Consider the following 16,302-nt stretch of genomic DNA (forward strand, 5'->3'; position numbering starts at 1 on the left):
GGGGCGCCCCGGTGACGCAGGCCACTAGCGAAACGCTTCCGTTTCGATCGGGAGGGGCCTATCTTCGAGGTGTACGAAACCGTTTCGTTCGCAGTTGTCGTCGGTAAGGTGGCCGCGTGCGTACGGTCCGACCAGGAGGTAGGTGTCATGGGGCGCAGCCGGCTGACTCCCGAGCGGGAGGCCGAGCTCTTCAACGCCGTGCTCGATCTGCTCCGCGAGGTCGGCTATGACGCGTTGACCATGGACGCCGTTGCCGCCCGTACGCGCTCCAGCAAGGCCACCCTCTACCGCCAGTGGCAGGGCAAGCCGGAGCTCGTCGCCAGGGCGCTGCGGCACTGCAAGCCGGTCAGCACCGCGGACGTCGACACCGGCAGCCTGCGCGGCGACTTCGCCGAGCTGGTGCGCCGGGCCGACAACGCGGGGCAGGTCGAGAAGGACGCGGCCCTGATGCGGGGGCTGGGGATGGCCATCCACGGCAACCCCGAGCTCCACCGGGCCCTGCACGAAGTCCTCCTCGACCCCGAGGTGACCGGGCTGAACGCGATGCTGCAGCGCGCCATCGACCGCGGCGAGATCGCGGCCGACTGCCCCGCGCTCCAGTTCGCGCCGCACATGCTCGTCGGCGCCCTCATCGCCCAGCAGCTCATCGAGGACCGCAGCGCCGATGCCGCGTTCCTCTCCGCCTATCTCGACGCCGTGGTCTTCCCCGCCCTCGGCGTCTGATCCCGCCCGCTCCACTCCCCTTCATCCCAGCCCTCGTACCCGGCACGCCGCTCTCGTCGCCGGGGTGATGGCGCACGCCTCCGTACGCCCCTGCACGCCCTTCATCCGACGGGAGCACCCGGTCTCATGGCCACTTTCCTCTACAAGCTCGGCCGCTTCGCCTTCCGGCGGCGCCGCTTCGTCGCCCTGATATGGGTGGCCCTGCTGGCAGTTGCCGGCGTCGGGGCCGCCACCGCCGCAGCACCCGCTGCCGACTCCTTCTCGATCCCCGGCACGGAGGCCCAGCGCGCCTTCGACCTTCTCGACCAGCGCTTCCCCGGCACGAACGCCGACGGCGCCACGGCCCGGATGGTCTTCAAAGCCCCCGCGGGCGAGACGATGAAGGACCCGGCGAACAAGGCGGCCGTCGAACGGACCGTCCACGCCCTGCAGTCGGGCTCCTCGCAGGTCGACCGGGTCGCCGACCCGTACGCCGCCAAGGCCCTCAGCAAGGACGGCCGCACCGCCTACGCCCAGGTCTCCTACAAGGTCACCGGTTTTGAACTGAGTGACGCTTCGAAGGACGCCCTTGAGGACGCGGCCAAGGACGGACGGGACGCCGGGCTGACCGTCGAGACCGGCGGCAACGCGCTGCAGGCCATCCCCGAGACCGGCGCGACCGAGGTCATCGGCATCGCGATCTCCGCGGTGGTCCTCGTCATCACCTTCGGCGCGCTGATCGCGGCCGGACTGCCGCTGCTGACCGCGCTGATCGGCGTCGGCATCGGCGTCTCCACCATCACCGCGCTGAGCAGCACGCTCGACCTCTCCAGCACCACCTCGACGCTGGCCACGATGATCGGCCTCGCCGTCGGCATCGACTACGCCCTGTTCATCGTCTCCCGCTACCGCGCCGAGATCACCGAGGGCCGCGAGCGCGAGGAGGCCGCCGGACGCGCGGTGGGCACCGCGGGCTCCGCGGTCGTCTTCGCCGGGCTGACCGTGGTGATCGCCCTGGTCGGCCTCACCGTCGTCAACATCCCGATGCTGACGAAGATGGGCCTGGCCGCGGCCGGCACCGTCGTCATCGCCGTACTGATCGCGCTCACCCTCATCCCGGCGCTGCTGGGCTTCGCGGGGGCACGGGTGCTGCCCCGTAAGGCGCGTAAGGAACGCAAGGCGCGTATGGCGGGTGAGGCGCGTAAGGCGGATGAGGAAGAGGGGGAGGAGAAGGCGGCGGGTGAGGAGCACGGCCGGCCCGCCACCGCCACCGAGCGGCCCAACATGGGCACCCGCTGGGCGCGCTTCGTGCTGCGCCGTCCGGTCTCCGTACTGCTCGCGGGCGTGATCGGCCTCGGTGTTGTCGCGATCCCCGCGGCCTCGCTGGAGCTGGGACTGCCGGACGACGGTTCGCAGCCCACCCACACCACCCAGCGCAAGGCGTACGACCTGCTGTCGGACGGCTTCGGCCCGGGCGTCAACGGTCCGCTGATGCTGGTCGTCGACGGGCGGGACGCGCACGCCGGGCAGACCGCCAAGTCCGCTGCCGCGCGGGTCGCCAAGGAGGTCGGCACGCTGGACGACGTCGCCGTCGTCACCCCGCCCACCTTCAACAAGGCCGGCGACACCGCGATGCTGAACGTCGTCCCGAAGTCGAAGCCCAGCAGCGTCGGGACCGAGGACCTGGTGCACGACATCCGGTCCACGGCGCACGGCATCGCCACGGACACCGGGGCGAAGACCCTGGTCACCGGCACCACCGCGATGAATGTCGATGTCTCGCAGAAGCTGAACGACGCGCTGGTGCCCTATCTGGCGCTGGTCGTCGGCCTGGCCTTCCTGCTGCTGATGGTGGTCTTCCGCTCGGTGCTCGTCCCGCTCAAGGCGGCGCTCGGCTTCCTGCTCTCGGTGGTGGCGGCGCTCGGTGCGGTCGTCGCGGTCTTCCAATGGGGCTGGCTGGGCGACGTGTTCGGGGTCGAGCAGACCGGACCGATCATGAGCATGATGCCGATCTTCATGGTGGGCGTGGTCTTCGGGCTGGCGATGGACTACGAGGTCTTCCTCGTCACGCGGATGCGCGAGGCCTTCGTCCACGGTGAGCGTCCTGGCGAGGCCGTGGTCACCGGCTTCCGGCACGGCGCGCGCGTGGTCACCGCCGCCGCGGTCATCATGATCAGCGTCTTCGCCGGCTTCATCGGCTCCTCCGACTCGATGATCAAGATGATCGGCTTCGGCCTCGCCATCGCCGTCTTCTTCGACGCCTTCCTCGTCCGCATGGCCCTCGTGCCCGCGGTCCTGGCGCTGCTGGGCCGCTCCGCCTGGTGGCTCCCGCGGTGGCTCCAGAAGGTCCTGCCGAATGTGGATGTCGAGGGGGAGGGGCTGCGTACGCAGCTCGGCGGCAGCGACAGCGACAGCGGCGACAGCGGCGGCGGTTCCGGCACCGGCACCACCGAAGGGCCGGACGAGAACGCCGCACGCGAGTCGGTGCGCGTCTGACGGACCGCGCCGGGCCGGAGCGCATCGCGCGGCCCGGCGCGAGCTTCGTGCCCCTCATCCGTGTGCATGTTCCCCTGGGGGAGGGGCGTGCAGGTGGGACCCGCCTTTGCGCGCGCCGTGGCCGTTTCGCATCATGGGCGCTCTTGCAAGTTATTTGCAGGAGACACCACCATTGGTGGGTTGCAGAGCCTGAAGCGGAAGAAGCCTGAGATGCACGTACCCGATGGATTCATCAATGCGCCGGTGTCGGCCGCGACCGGTGTGGTCGCCGCCGCCGCCGTCGCGGTCAGCCTGCGCGGCGCCCGGCGCGAGCTGGCGGGTGCGGGCGCGGGCGGTATCGCGGGCGCGGAGCGTACGGCGCCGCTGGCCGGACTGGTCGCGGCGTTCATCTTTGCCGTGCAGATGCTGAACTTCCCCGTTGCCGCGGGCACCAGCGGGCATCTGCTGGGCGGTGCGCTGGCGGCGATTCTCGTCGGCCCGTACACCGGTGTGCTGTGTGTCTCCGTCGTGCTGCTGATGCAGGGCGTGCTGTTCGCCGACGGCGGGCTGACCGCGCTGGGCGTGAACATCACCGATATGGCGATCGTGACGACGGTGGTCGCCTACGCCCTGTTCCGCGGGCTGGTGAAGGTGCTGCCCCGGCGGCGCCGCTCGGTCACCGTGGCCTCGTTCGTCGCCGCGCTGGTGTCGGTGCCGGCCGCCGCGGTGGCCTTCACCGCCATCTATGCGCTCGGCGGGACCGCCGATGTGTCGATCGGCAAGGTGTTCACCGCCATGGTGGGCGTCCACGTCCTGATCGGGATCGGCGAGGCGGCGATCACCGCCCTGACGGTCGGCGCGGTGATAGCCGTACGCCCCGACCTGGTGTACGGCGCACGTGGCCTGGCCAAGCCGCTGGAGCTGCGGACCTCGCCGCTCGCCGCTCCTGCGAACGGGTCTGCTCCTGCGAACGGGTCTGCTCCTGCCGACGAGTCCGCGCCGGCCGACGAGCCCTCCCGGCCCGCCGCTTCCGCACCCGCCTCCGCCGCCCCCGCTCCCGCAGGCGCCTCCGCGGTCTCCGCAGCCCCGCGCCGCTCCGCCCGCCGGGTCTGGCTGGCCGGGCTCGCCGCCGCCCTGGTGTGCGCGGGCGGCATCAGCTACTACGCCTCCGCCAGCCCCGACGGCCTGGAGAAGGTCGCCCACGACCAGGGCATCGACGCCAAGGCCAGGGACCACGCCGCCAAGGACTCCCCGCTCGCCGACTACAGCGTCAAGGACATCACCGACCCGCGCCTGGCCGGCGGCCTCGCCGGTGTGATCGGGGTCGGCGCGACGCTCGCCGTCGGCACCGGCGTATTCGTCGTCCTGCGGCGCCGCAGGAACACCGGCAGCGGTGAGCAGCCGGGCGCGGGCAGCGGCGAGCAGCAGGCCGCGGGCACCGGGCGCCCCTCGGAGAGTGCCTGAGATGGGCGCCGGCCATGCGCACAAGCTGTACCGGCACGGACCTTCACCGGTCCACGCCCTGCCGGCGCACTGCAAGATCGCCGCGGTCTTCTGCTTCGTCCTCGTCGTCGTCTCCACCCCGCGGGAGGCCGTCTGGGCGTTCGGGCTCTATGCGCTGCTGATCGCGGCCGCCGCCGGGGCCGCCCGGATTCCGGCCGGGTTCCTGCTCAAGCGGCTGCTGATCGAGGTGCCGTTCGTCGCCTTCGCCCTGCTGATGCCGTTCGTCGCGGAGGGGCCGCGCGTCGCGGTCCTCGGGATGAGCCTGAGCGAGTCGGGGCTGTGGGGCGCCTGGAACATCCTCGCCAAGGGGACGCTGGGCGTCGCCGCCTCCGTGCTGCTCGCCGCCACCACCGAACTGCGCGCACTCCTGCTGGGCCTGCAGCGCCTGCGGATGCCGCCGCTGCTCGTCCAGATCGCCTCCTTCATGATCCGCTACGGCGATGTGATCACCGACGAGATGCGGCGGATGCGGATCGCCCGGCTCTCCCGCGGCTTCGAGGCACGCGGCGTGCGCCACTGGGGCGTGCTCGCCAAGTCGGCCGGCGCGCTGTTCATCCGCTCCTACGAGCGCGGGGAGCGGGTCCACCTCGCCATGGTCAGCCGCGGCTACACCGGCACCATGCCCCAGGTCGGCGAGGCCGCCGCCACCCGCGCACAATGGACGGGCGCGGCCGCCCTCCCCCTCGCCGCGCTCGCCGTCTGCCTCCTGGGATGGACCCTTTGAGCACCACCGCCCCCGCCGCCTCCCTCGCCGTCTCCCGGCTCGCCTACGCCTACCCCGACGGCCACCAGGCGCTCTTCGGCGTCGACCTGACCGTCGGCCGCGGTGAGCGGGTCGCGCTGCTCGGCCCCAACGGCGCCGGCAAGACCACCCTCGTCCTGCACCTCAACGGCATCCTCGAAGCGGGCGCCGGCACCGTCGAGGTCGCCGGCCTCCCGGTCGCCAGGGAAAACCTCGCGGAGATCCGCCGCCGGGTCGGCATCGTCTTCCAGGACCCCGACGACCAGCTGTTCATGCCCACCGTCCGCGAGGACGTCGCCTTCGGCCCGGCCTCCTCGGGGCTGCGCGGCGCCGAACTGGAGGAGCGGGTCACCGAAGCGCTCACCCGGGTCGGCATGGCGGACTTCGCCGACCGTCCGCCGCACCACCTCTCCTTCGGGCAGCGCCGCCGCGTCGCCGTCGCGACCGTGCTGGCGATGCGGCCGGAAATCCTGGTCCTCGACGAGCCGTCCTCCAACCTCGACCCGGCCTCCCGCCGTGAACTCGCCGACATCCTGCGGTCGTTGGACGTCACCGTCCTGATGGTCACGCACGACCTGCCCTACGCACTGGAGCTGTGCCCGCGGTCCGTCGTGCTCTCCGACGGGGTGCTCGTGGCCGACGGGACCACCCAGGAGCTGCTGTGCGACGAGGAACTGATGCGCACCCACCGGCTGGAGCTGCCTTTCGGCTTCGATCCGCGGTCGGTCGACGTTCCGCGGTGACCTGCCGCTGACCCGCCGCCGGCCCGCCACCGAGCCGACGGTGCCCCGCCGCTGGGCCGACGACGCCCCTTCGCTGAGCCGGCCCCGGTGAGATCCGGGCCCAGGCGCACCCGTGTGACGAACGCCACGGGGTGCGGTCCTGGTCATCAGCACTGATCCGCGCGTTGCACCATGGATGGGTCACGAAAGCGACGGATGAGTGGGAAGCAGGAATCAGTGGTGGACGTCCAGGGCACGGTCGAGGACGGCTTCGAGCCGGTCCGGGACGCCTTCATGGCCAACTTCGACCGGCGCGGCGAGCGGGGCGCGGCGGTCGCCGTGTACCGGCACGGGCGCAAGGTCGTCGACCTGTGGGGCGGCACCAAGGACGGGGACGCCGGCAAGCACGCGGCGGGCGCGGCCCCCTGGGAGGCCGGCACCGCCCAGGTGATCCGGTCCGCGTCCAAAGGCATCGCCGCCCTCGTCCCGCTGCTCCTGCACCAGCGCGGACAACTCGACCTCGACGCGCCCGTCGGCACCTACTGGCCGGAGTTCAAGGCCGCCGGCAAGGAACGCGTCCTCGTCCGCCACCTGCTCTCGCACCGCGCCGGCCTCCCGGCCCTGGACACCCCGCTCACTCCCGGCCAGGCCATCGACGGCGTCAGCGGCCCCGCCGCACTCGCCGCCCAGGCACCCCTCTGGGAGCCCGGCACCGACCACGGCTACCACGCGCAGACCTACAGCTGGCTGATCGGCGAGCTGGTGCTGCGGGTCACCGGTCGCAGCGTCGGCAGCTGGATCGCCGACGAGATAGCCGGGCCGCTCGGCCTCGACCTGTGGATCGGCCTGCCCGAGGCGGCACAGTCCCGCGTCGGACGACTGGCCGCCGTCGGGGCGCCGGCCCCGCCCGCCGCGACGGGCCTGCGGGTGCGCCCGAAGCCGTCCCTCGCCGACGCCTACGCCGATCCGGACTCGCTCACCAGTCGCGCCTTCGCCGCGATCACTCCGGCGCCCGACGAGAACGACCCCGCCTACCGGGCCGCCGAGCTGCCCGCCTCCGCCGGTATCGCCACCGCCCGTTCGCTGGCCCGCTGTTACGCCGCGCTCATCGGGGCCGTCGACGGCCGGCCCCGGCTCTTCGCGCCCGCGACGCTCACCCTCGCCCGGACCGAGGAGTCCGCGGGGCCCGACCGCACCCTCCTCGTCCCCACCCGCTTCGGGCTGGGCTTCATGCTCCACGGACCGGCCTCGCCGCTCCTGGCACCCGGCTCCTTCGGCCACCCCGGCCGCGGGGGCGCGCTCGCGTGCGCCGACCCGGAGACGGGGCTCGCGTTCGGCTATGTCACCAATGGGATGCAGCGGAATGTTACGGCGGATGCCCGTGCGCAGGCGCTGTTGCGCGCTGTTTCCCACGTTGCCGGGTGATCCGCCGTTTTTCTTTCTGTTGTTCTTTCCCGCCTTCGGCGGGAGCGGGGGTGGTTGTCGTGGGGGTGCCGCCTTCGGCGGGGGTGGTGTTTGGGGTGGGGTCCCGGCTGTTGTGGTGGGTGGCGGGTTCGGGGCCTCCGGGGTGGGTGTTCGGACTGCTTCGCTTTACGTCCGAACACCCACCCCTCCGGCCCCGCCCCCTCCCGACGGTTTGAGGGACCCCACCCCGGTGGGGGTGAAGGAACAGACAAAGACCAGTAGCTGGGCCCGCATCGTGGTGCGGGCTCAGCTACTGGTCTTTGAAACCTTTACCCCCACCGGGCGGGGGCGCCGTCCCGGGCGGGAGGTGGTGGGCCGGAGGGGCCTGTGTGGTGGACGTAAAGCGAAGCAGTCCACCACACAGGCCCCGGAGGCCCGCCACCGGCACCCACCACGAACAGCAAGCGGCCCCCGCCCAAACCACACCACCCCCGCCGGAGGCGAAACGCGGCCCCCGCCCAAACACCACCCCACCCCGCCGGAGGCGAACGGCGGCCCGCCCAAACCCGCCACCCCCGCCGGAGGCGCACGGCACACTGCAAGGTACGCCGACAACATGGGGTGAAAAGACTGTGCGACGGTTCGACGGATACAGCGTGCTGATCACCGGTGCGGGGCGGGGGATCGGGGAGGCGACCGCGCGGCGACTGGCCGGGGAGGGCGCCCGGGTGCTGGTGACGGATCTCGACGGGGCGCGGGCCGAGCGCGCCGCGGAGGGGATCCGCGAGGCCGGCGGGACGGCCGGGGCGATGGCGTGCGACGTGGGGGACCGGGCGGCCGTGGAGGCGGCGGTGGCCCGTGCGGTGGAGCGCTTCGGCGGGCTGGACGTGCTGGTCAACAACGCCTGCCGGTGCCATCCGGACACCCCGTTGTTCGAGGACGAGACGGACGAGGACTGGGCAGCGGATCTCGACATCACGCTCGGCGGCGCCTTCCGGTGTGCACGGGCCGCGCTGCCGCATCTGGCCGCGGCCGGCGGGCGGGGCGCGATCGTCAACATCGGGTCCGTCAACGGCATCCAGGATTTCGGCAATCACGCCTACAGCGCCGCCAAGGCCGGTCTGGCCGGCCTGACCCGTACGCTCTCCGGCCGGGCCGCCCCGCGTGGCGTACGGGTCAACCTCGTCGCCCCGGGGACCGTCGACACCCCCACCTGGGCCGGTCACGAGGACGGGCTGCGGCGCGCGGCCGCGGCGTACCCGCTGGGGCGGGTCGGGCAGCCGGAGGACATCGCGGCGGCGGTGGCCTATCTGGCGTCGTCGGATGCCGCGTGGGTCACCGGGATCACGCTGCCGGTGGACGGTGGGGTGCTGGTCGCCAACGGGGAGCTGGCCAGGGCCTTGCGGGGCGGCGCCGATGGGGATGAGGGATGAGGGGAGGGGCCCGGTGAAGATAGTGATACCCGGTGGGACCGGCCAGGTGGGGACGGTCCTGAAGCGTGCGCTGAGCGCCGCAGGGCACGAGGTCGTGGTGCTGACCAGGCGTCCGGTGCGTGCGGGGGAAGTGCAGTGGGACGGCGTGACGCAGGGCCCCTGGGCAGCGGCGGTCGACGGCAGCGACGTCGTGATCAATCTGGCCGGACGCAGCGTCAGTTGCCGCTACACCCAGGCCAACCTCCAGGCGATGATGGACTCGCGGGTGGACTCGGCCCGCGTCGTGGGGGAGGCGATCGCGGCCGCTTCCCGGCCGCCCCGCGTCTGGCTGCAGATGAGCACCGCCACCCTGTACGCCCACCGCTTCGACGCCCCGCACGACGAGGCGACCGGGGTGGTCGGCGGCTCGGAGCCCGGGGTGCCGGGCTACTGGGCGTACAGCGTCGAGATCGCCAAGGCCTGGGAGCGGGCGCAGGAAGAGGCCGAGACCCCGGGCACCCGTAAGGTCGCGCTGCGCTCCGCGATGGTGATGAGCCCCGATCGCGGCGGCGTGTTCGACGTGCTGCTGCGGCTGGCGCGGCTCGGGCTCGGTGGCCCGGTCGCGGGCGGGGCGCAGTACGTGTCGTGGATCCATGACCGTGACTTCGTCCGCGCGGTCGAGTTCCTGGTCGACCGGGACGAGCTCACCGGGCCGGTGAACCTCGCCGCGCCCGCCCCGCTGCCGCACCCGCGTTCATGCGCGCGCTGCGGGCCGCCTGGGGTGTCCCGGTGGGCTTGCCGGCCACGAAGTGGATGGCGGCTCTGGGGGCGTTCGCGATGCGCTCCGACACCGAACTCCTGCTGAAGAGCCGCCGTGTGGTGCCCGGCCGCCTGCTCGATGCGGGATTCGCCTTTGACCACGGGGAGTGGCGGCACGCCGCGGACGACCTCGTGCGGCGGGTACGCGGCGCACGCGCCGGTACCTGAGCCGTCCGCGGGGCGCCGCTCGCTCAGCCGGTGTGGAGCATCAGGCCGATGCCGAGGACCATCAGGCCGGCCGCGGCGATCCGGGGGGCGCCGAAGCGTTCCTTGAAGAAGAGGGCGCCGATGGCGGCGCCCACGATGATGGACGATTCGCGCAGGGCGGCGATGGGGGCGAGGGGCGCGCGGGTCTGCGCCCACAGCACCAGGCCGTAGGCGAAGACGGAGAGCACCCCGCCGGCCATGCCGCGCAGGGCGATGGGGCGCAGTTCGGTGAGGAGCCGGCGGCGGCGGGTGGCGAGCGCGTAGACGGGGATGACGATGCCTTCGAGGATCATCAGCCAGGCGATATAGCCCAGGGGGGTGCCGGAGGCGCGGACGCCCAGCCCGTCGACGGTGGTGTAGGAGGCGATGGCCAGGCCGGTGGCGAGGGCGGCGAGGAGGGCCGGCCAGTGCGGCTTGGTGCCCGAACCGCGGATGCCCCAGAGGGCGACGCCCACCAGCCCGGCGGAGGCCAGGGCGACACCGGCCAGCCCCCAGCCGTTGGGGACCTCATGGACGAAGACGGCGGCCAGGACCGTGACGACCAGGGGCGCGGTGCCGCGGGCGATGGGGTACATCTGGCCGAAGTCGCCCAGCCGGAACGACTGCATGAGCAGGGCCTGGTAGACGATGTGCAGCACGCTGGAGGCCAGGAGGTAGGGCCAGGCGCCGGCCGCGGGCAGCGGGGTGACGGCGGCCATGGCCAGGCCGCAGAGCGCACCGCCGCCGCCGACCAGGGTGAAGGCGAGGAGCTGGTCGCGTATGCCGTGGGCGATGGCGTTCCAGCTGGCGTGGGTGACGGCGGCCATCAGGACCGCGGCGACGACGAGCGGCGTCATGCGGTGCGCCCGCGGACGTCGGTGACCCGGCTGCCGGCGTACGCGATCAGGGTGGCAGGGGCGAGCGGGAAGACGGCCGTGGAGTGCGGGGTTTCCGGGGTGGTGCCGGACCGGGAATCGCTCATGGCCCGCACGCTAGCGAAGGCGGTGCGGGCCATGCGAACGGAATCCGGTCGATGAGATGCGGGGCCCCGGGCGGGTGCCCCGCCCCGTCAGCCGGCGGTGAGGATGGCGCGGACCAGCGGGCCCGCGTTGGAGCCGCCGTGGCCGCTCGCCGGGACGACCGCCGCCGCGGCGACATCGTCGCGGTAGGCGGAGAACCAGGCATTGGGCTTCTTCTGGTTGTCGACCTCGGCGGAGCCGGTCTTGGCGCCGATGTCACCGCTGACCCCGGCCATCGCCTCGGCGGCCGTACCGGAGGTCGCCGTCAGCTTCATCAGCGACTTCAGGCCGCTGAGGGTGGACGGCTTCATGGTGCGGGCGGCCTTGGCGAGCGTCCGGTGGTCCAGCGACGGCGAGACGATGTACGGCTGGTGGAAGGAGCCGGCCCGGACCGTCGCGGAGAGCGAGGCGACATTGAGCGGGTTCATCCGCACCCCGCCCTGGCCGATCAGCGAGGCCGCCATCTGCGCGTCGTGCTGTACGGGCACCGCACCGTCGAAGGTGGGGATGCCGGTCTGCCAGTTCAGGCCGATGCCGAAGACGTCCCGGGCCTCATTGGTCAGGTCGTCGTCGCCGAGGTCCTTGGCGTGCGCGATGAAGGCGTTGTTGCAGGACGCGGCGAAGCTCTGCGCGAAGGTGCCGTCCTTGATCTCGGACTTGTTGAGGTTCTGGAACTTCCAGCCGCCGACGGTCACGTACTTGGGGCACGGGTTCTTCTTGCCCGGCGAGGTCAGGCCCTTGTCCATCAGCATCGCCGACGTCACGATCTTCATGGTCGAGCCGGGGGCGAGCGACCCCTGGGTGGCCATGTTGAACCCCTTTTCGGGGGAGTTGGCGAGCGCCAGGATCTCGCCGGTGCTGGGCTTGACCGCGGCGGCGGAGGCGGACTTCTTGCCCTTGACCGCCCGCTCGGCCGCCGACTGCAGTTTGGCGTCCAGGGTGGTCTTGAGCGTGCCCGGGGTCCCCTTGGAGAGCACCTTCAGCGTCTTGTCGGGCAACTGGTCCGCGGGCTTGGCGCTCTTGGCGCGGTGGATGAACAGCTCCACCCCAGGCTTGCCGTCGGTCCTGTCGCCGTACTTGTCCCGCAGGCTGTCCAGCACCCCGGCCAGCGCCGGATGCGCCTCGGGCGTCAGCGCGGCGCCGTTGCGGTCCACGGCCTTGATCGGCGGCGCCTCGGCCTCGCCGGTCTGCAGCTGATCGCCCTTGGCCAGACCCGGGTGCAGCATCGCCGGCTGCCAGGCGATCTGCGGCTTCCCGGTGGTCTTGTCGCGCTGCACGGTCGTGGCGGTGCGGTACGAGTAGGCCGCCTTGGCGCCCTTGTAGTCGATCTGCGCGGCGACGGAGTACGGCACCTTGTCGCCCGACGGCGTGCCCGGCGTCAGCGCCACCTTCGAGAACCGGGCCTGCTTGGCCAGGGCCTCCAGGGCGGCCTTGCACTTCTCCGGGTCGTCCGTCATCCCGGCGGCCTTGGCCGCGTCCCCGGACTGCCAGGCGGTCAGGAAGCCCTGTGCCGTCGTGTGGACCTCCTTGGCCGACAGGGGACCGGTCGCCACCTTGGGCTTGTCGCCTGCCTTGGCGTCCGCCGACCTGACCTCCTGCGGAGACTCGTCCGAGCCGCCGAACAGCGCGAAGCCGCCCACGACTCCCGCCACCAGGGCCACCGATCCGCCGATCAGCCCGTACTTCACCTCTCGGCGCATGCCACCGAATCCCTCCCAGAGCCTCGGCCCTGAATACGCACACAAGAACGTGCACCGCACTCTAAGGGACACGGGGAGGCGCTGAGTCTCGATCAGGGCACGGTCCGGTGACGCGCTGTTGTACAGCTGTTACAGAGTTGTCGAACTCCCGCCGGTCCGCCTCCGGTCGGCCGCGGCCGACCGGCCGGCTACACCCAGGTGTCGAACCACATCCGGTGGTGCCAGGCCGACTTGGGAATGGGCATACCCGTATACAGGGGATAGAAGTAGATGAAATTCCACACGATCAGCAGAACCAGGACACCGGCACCGACCGCACCGATCGTGCGGCGCCGCTCGGTTGACCCCGGCTCTCCGATGAGCGCGCCGGTCATCATCGCCAGCGCCAGACACAGGAACGGGACGAACACCACCGCGTAGAAGAGGAAGATGGTCCGCTCCTGGTAGAGGAACCACGGCAGATAGCCGGCCGCGACCCCGCAGGCGATCGCCCCGGCCCGCCAGTCCCGCCGGAACAGCCAGCGGTAGAGGACGTAGAGCAGCGCGAAGCAGGCCGCCCACCACAGCAGCGGGGTGCCCAGCGCCAGCACCTCGCGGGCGCAGCCCTCGGCCGCCGTACAGCCGTCCTGTCCCGCCTTGGGGTCCTCGTAGAAGTACGAGACCGGGCGGCCCAGGACCAGCCAGCTCCACGGGTTGGACTGATAGGTGTGCGGGGTGGTCAGTCCGGTGTGGAAGGCGTAGACCTCGGTCTGGTAGTGCCACAGGCTGCGCAGCCAGTCCGGCAGCCAGGTCCAGCCGGCCGCCCGGCCGTCCGGCGTGGTCGCCCAGTCGCGGTAGTAGCCGCCCTTCGTGGCGATCCAGCCCGACCACGACGCGAGATAGGTGGCGAGGGCGATGACGACGGTGGACCCGAAAGCGGGCAGGACGTCGCGCCGCAGCGTCGAGCGGAACGGCCGCCGGGCGCCCGCCGTACGGCGCGCCGCGACATCCCACAGCACCGACATCAGGGCGAACGCCGCGAGGTAGTAGAGGCCGTTCCACTTCGTCGCGGCGGACAGGCCCAGACACAGCCCGGCCGCGATCCGCCACGGCCGCCACCCCAGCCGCAGCCGGTCGCCGGCCTCCCCGTCCGGGTGCGCCACGCCTTCGGAGTCGAGCGGCAGTGCCGCCGCCAGCCGGGCCCGGGTACGGTCCCGGTCCACCAGCAGACAGCCGAACGCGGCCACCACCCAGAACATCACGATCAGATCGAGCAGCGCGGTCCGGCTCATCACGAAGTGCAGACCGTCCACCGCCAGCAGGGCGCCCGCCAGAGCGCCCAGCGCCGTCGACCGCATCAGCCGGCGGCCGATACGGCACAGCAGCAGCACCGAGAGGGTGCCGAGCAGCGCCACCGTGAACCGCCAGCCGAAGGGGTCCATCCCGAACGCCCACTCGCCGAGCGCGATCAGCCACTTGCCCATCGGCGGGTGGACGACATACGAGTGCTCGGGCGAGAGCAGGATCTGCGGCGAATGCCCGACCAGCGCGTCATTGGCGTTCTTGGCCCAGGTGCCCTCGTAGCCGTACTGCAGCAGCGACCAGGCGTCCTTGGGGTAGTACGTCTCGTCGAATATCACCTTCCGCGGGCTGCCCAGGTTCCAGAACCGCAGCACCCCCGCGAACAGCGTCACCAGCAGCGGACCGGCCCAGCCCGACCACCGTGCCAGCCGGGCCGCGGCGGCCGGGCCCACGCCGAACACCGCCCACAGGCGGCCGCTCGGCTCGGGGAAGGCGGGCACCAGCCGTGCGCGGACATCGCCCTGCGTGCGGACCGGATACCCGAAGCGGCGCAGCCGCCGCTGCCACACGGGGGGCTCTTTGGCCGGCTCCGGGGCGTGCTGCGCGGCGGCGTCGGTCGCGGTGGTGTCACTCGTCACCCGGCCCATCGTAGGGAAGCGGCCTGTGGACCGGTGGGCACGCCACCGGGGGACACCGGCGGATCGGGGCGCGGCGGCCTCCTGGGAGGATGGGAAGGTGACTGGAACGCTGGTACTTGCAGGGACGCCCATCGGGGAGATCGCGGACGCGCCGCCGCGGCTCGCCACCGAGCTGGCCGCCGCCGATGTGATCGCCGCCGAGGACACCCGCCGGCTGCGCCGGCTGACCCAGGCACTGGAGGTCCAGCCCTCGGGGCGGATCGTGTCGTACTTCGAGGGCAACGAGGCGGCCAGGACGCCCGAGCTCGCCGACGCGCTGGCCGGCGGGGCACGGGTGCTGCTGGTCACCGACGCCGGCATGCCCTCCGTCTCCGACCCCGGCTACCGGCTGGTCGCCGCGGCGGTCGAACGGGACATCAAGGTCACCGCCGTACCGGGCCCCAGCGCGGTGCTCACCGCGCTCGCCGTCTCCGGCCTGCCGGTGGACCGCTTCTGCTTCGAGGGGTTCCTGCCCCGCAAGGGCGGCGAGCGGCGCTCCCGGCTGCGCGAGGTCGAAGGCGAGCGGCGCACCCTCGTCTACTTCGAGGCGCCGCACCGCCTGGACGACACCCTCGCCGCCATGTCCGAGATCTTCGGCGCCGACCGGCGCGCCGCGGTGTGCCGTGAGCTGACCAAGACGTACGAGGAGGTCAAGCGCGGGCCGCTGGGCGACCTCGTGCCCTGGGCGGCCGAGGGGGTGCGCGGCGAGATCACCATCGTCGTCGAGGGCGCCCCGGAGAGCGGACCGCAGGAGCTGGACGCCGACGAGCTGGTGCGCCGGGTGCGGGTTCGCGAGGAGGCCGGGGAGCGCCGCAAGGAGGCCATCGCCGCGGTCGCCGCGGACGCCGGGCTGCCCAAGCGGGAGGTCTTCGACGCGGTGGTCGCGGCGAAGAATGCGGAGAAGGGCGCGGCGAAGAACGCGGAGAAGGGCTCTGCCGGGAACGCCGCGAAGGACCCCGCGTAGGACCCCGCGAAGAATTGATGCGCGGCCCCGGGCGAAAAGCGACTCATCAGAAGGTAAACGGCTGACCGGAAAGGTAAAGCGCAGGTCGGCGCGTTGAGGTGATTTTCCTACCGTCGGCCAAATCTGGGCCAATAGCGTCGGCCATGGGCTGCATTGTGCGCGCCGAAGGCGTCCACTGGACGAGGGACGAACGGTTCCCGAAGACCTTGTCCAGCGGACAAGAGGAGCGCGCACATGAGCGAGATCGCGAAGACCACCGGCGTTTCGACCACCGGCCCAGACCACCCCGACGCCCGTCCGGACGCCGCCGCGCACGAGGCCTACTCCTTCGCCTGCATGAGGTGCGGGCACGGCTGGGAGCAGGCGTACGAGATAGTCCACCAGGTCGACGGCAAGGGCGAGACACATGTCGTCTACTACGCGGACGGCGAGCGGGTCCCGTCCCCGTTGACCTGTCCCACCTGCCTGAACTGCGGCAGCAACGTCGTACGCATCATGCGCTCCGGCCAGGTCTCGATGGTCTCCGACGCGATCGCGAGCATGCATCAGCGCCAGCACGGCAGCGAGCGGAAGAAGGCACCGGCGCCCTCCGGGAGCGGCCCGGACCACGCCGGCAGCACCGCCGAGGACTCCGGACGCCACCACTGGCACCTCTCCGACCTGCTGCATCCCTTCCAGCACCACCGCAAGTGAGGC

13 protein-coding genes and 1 pseudogene are annotated in these 16,302 nt (G+C 72.2%); 10 read left to right on the forward strand and 4 right to left on the reverse strand.

Annotation, left to right across the window (positions count from 1 at the left end):
- Positions 1 to 147: 147 nt before the first annotated feature.
- The 8 genes and pseudogenes from OHS81_RS21825 to OHS81_RS21860 all read left to right on the forward strand — a co-directional run bounded on the left by OHS81_RS21825 (position 148) and on the right by OHS81_RS21860 (position 9,947).
- Positions 148 to 723 (forward strand): TetR/AcrR family transcriptional regulator, encoded by a 576-nt coding sequence (locus OHS81_RS21825; protein WP_328386359.1) that lies wholly within the window; start codon positions 148 to 150, stop codon positions 721 to 723.
- 126 nt (positions 724 to 849) lie between these two features.
- Positions 850 to 3,198 carry an MMPL family transporter gene (locus OHS81_RS21830; protein ID WP_328386360.1) on the forward strand — a complete coding sequence of 783 codons (2,349 nt, stop codon included), beginning with the start codon at positions 850 to 852 and terminating at the stop codon, positions 3,196 to 3,198.
- A 210-nt stretch (positions 3,199 to 3,408) separates the two neighbouring features.
- Positions 3,409 to 4,641 (forward strand): energy-coupling factor ABC transporter permease, encoded by a 1,233-nt coding sequence (locus OHS81_RS21835; RefSeq protein WP_328386361.1) that lies wholly within the window; start codon positions 3,409 to 3,411, stop codon positions 4,639 to 4,641.
- Position 4,642: 1 nt separating this feature from the next.
- On the forward strand, positions 4,643 to 5,404 hold the full coding sequence (cbiQ, locus tag OHS81_RS21840; RefSeq protein ID WP_328386362.1) for a cobalt ECF transporter T component CbiQ: 762 nt from the start codon (positions 4,643 to 4,645) through the stop codon (positions 5,402 to 5,404).
- The gene (locus OHS81_RS21845) at positions 5,392 to 6,165 is read left to right on the forward strand and encodes an energy-coupling factor ABC transporter ATP-binding protein (RefSeq protein ID WP_443058744.1); all 774 of its coding nucleotides are present in this window, start codon (positions 5,392 to 5,394) and stop codon (positions 6,163 to 6,165) included. The genes cbiQ and OHS81_RS21845 overlap by 13 nt, the downstream gene beginning before the upstream one ends.
- A 195-nt stretch (positions 6,166 to 6,360) precedes the next feature.
- Positions 6,361 to 7,569 carry a serine hydrolase domain-containing protein gene (locus tag OHS81_RS21850; RefSeq protein ID WP_328386364.1) on the forward strand — a complete coding sequence of 403 codons (1,209 nt, stop codon included), beginning with the start codon at positions 6,361 to 6,363 and terminating at the stop codon, positions 7,567 to 7,569.
- 611 nt (positions 7,570 to 8,180) lie between these two features.
- A complete protein-coding gene (locus OHS81_RS21855; protein ID WP_328386365.1) occupies positions 8,181 to 8,981 on the forward strand; it encodes an SDR family NAD(P)-dependent oxidoreductase in 801 nt (266 codons plus the stop codon).
- A gap of 13 nt (positions 8,982 to 8,994) precedes the next feature.
- Positions 8,995 to 9,947: pseudogene (locus OHS81_RS21860) on the forward strand (TIGR01777 family oxidoreductase).
- Between the two features lie 23 nt (positions 9,948 to 9,970).
- Here the strand turns inward: OHS81_RS21860 and OHS81_RS21865 are convergent.
- From OHS81_RS21865 to OHS81_RS21880, 4 genes are all read right to left on the reverse strand, one after another.
- On the reverse strand, positions 9,971 to 10,822 hold the full coding sequence (locus OHS81_RS21865) for a DMT family transporter (RefSeq protein ID WP_328386366.1): 852 nt from the start codon (positions 10,820 to 10,822) through the stop codon (positions 9,971 to 9,973).
- Positions 10,819 to 10,947 (reverse strand): hypothetical protein, encoded by a 129-nt coding sequence (locus OHS81_RS21870; protein ID WP_328386367.1) that lies wholly within the window; start codon positions 10,945 to 10,947, stop codon positions 10,819 to 10,821. Before OHS81_RS21870 ends, OHS81_RS21865 begins: the two co-directional genes overlap by 4 nt.
- 87 nt (positions 10,948 to 11,034) lie before the next feature.
- Entirely contained in the window at positions 11,035 to 12,684 is a 1,650-nt protein-coding gene (locus OHS81_RS21875; RefSeq protein WP_328386368.1) for a penicillin-binding transpeptidase domain-containing protein, read from the reverse strand.
- Between the two features lie 188 nt (positions 12,685 to 12,872).
- On the reverse strand, positions 12,873 to 14,612 hold the full coding sequence (locus tag OHS81_RS21880; protein WP_328386369.1) for a dolichyl-phosphate-mannose--protein mannosyltransferase: 1,740 nt from the start codon (positions 14,610 to 14,612) through the stop codon (positions 12,873 to 12,875).
- Between the two features lie 88 nt (positions 14,613 to 14,700).
- Here OHS81_RS21880 and rsmI point away from each other — a divergent pair, with 88 nt between their 5' ends.
- Both rsmI and OHS81_RS21890 read left to right on the forward strand, forming a co-directional pair.
- On the forward strand, positions 14,701 to 15,606 hold the full coding sequence (rsmI, locus tag OHS81_RS21885) for a 16S rRNA (cytidine(1402)-2'-O)-methyltransferase (RefSeq protein WP_328386370.1): 906 nt from the start codon (positions 14,701 to 14,703) through the stop codon (positions 15,604 to 15,606).
- Positions 15,607 to 15,840: 234 nt separating this feature from the next.
- Positions 15,841 to 16,299 (forward strand): hypothetical protein, encoded by a 459-nt coding sequence (locus tag OHS81_RS21890; protein WP_328386371.1) that lies wholly within the window; start codon positions 15,841 to 15,843, stop codon positions 16,297 to 16,299.
- Positions 16,300 to 16,302 lie beyond the last annotated feature (3 nt).

Source organism: Streptomyces sp. NBC_00400, from assembly GCF_036048035.1.
Classification (GTDB): Bacteria; Actinomycetota; Actinomycetes; order Streptomycetales; family Streptomycetaceae; genus Streptomyces.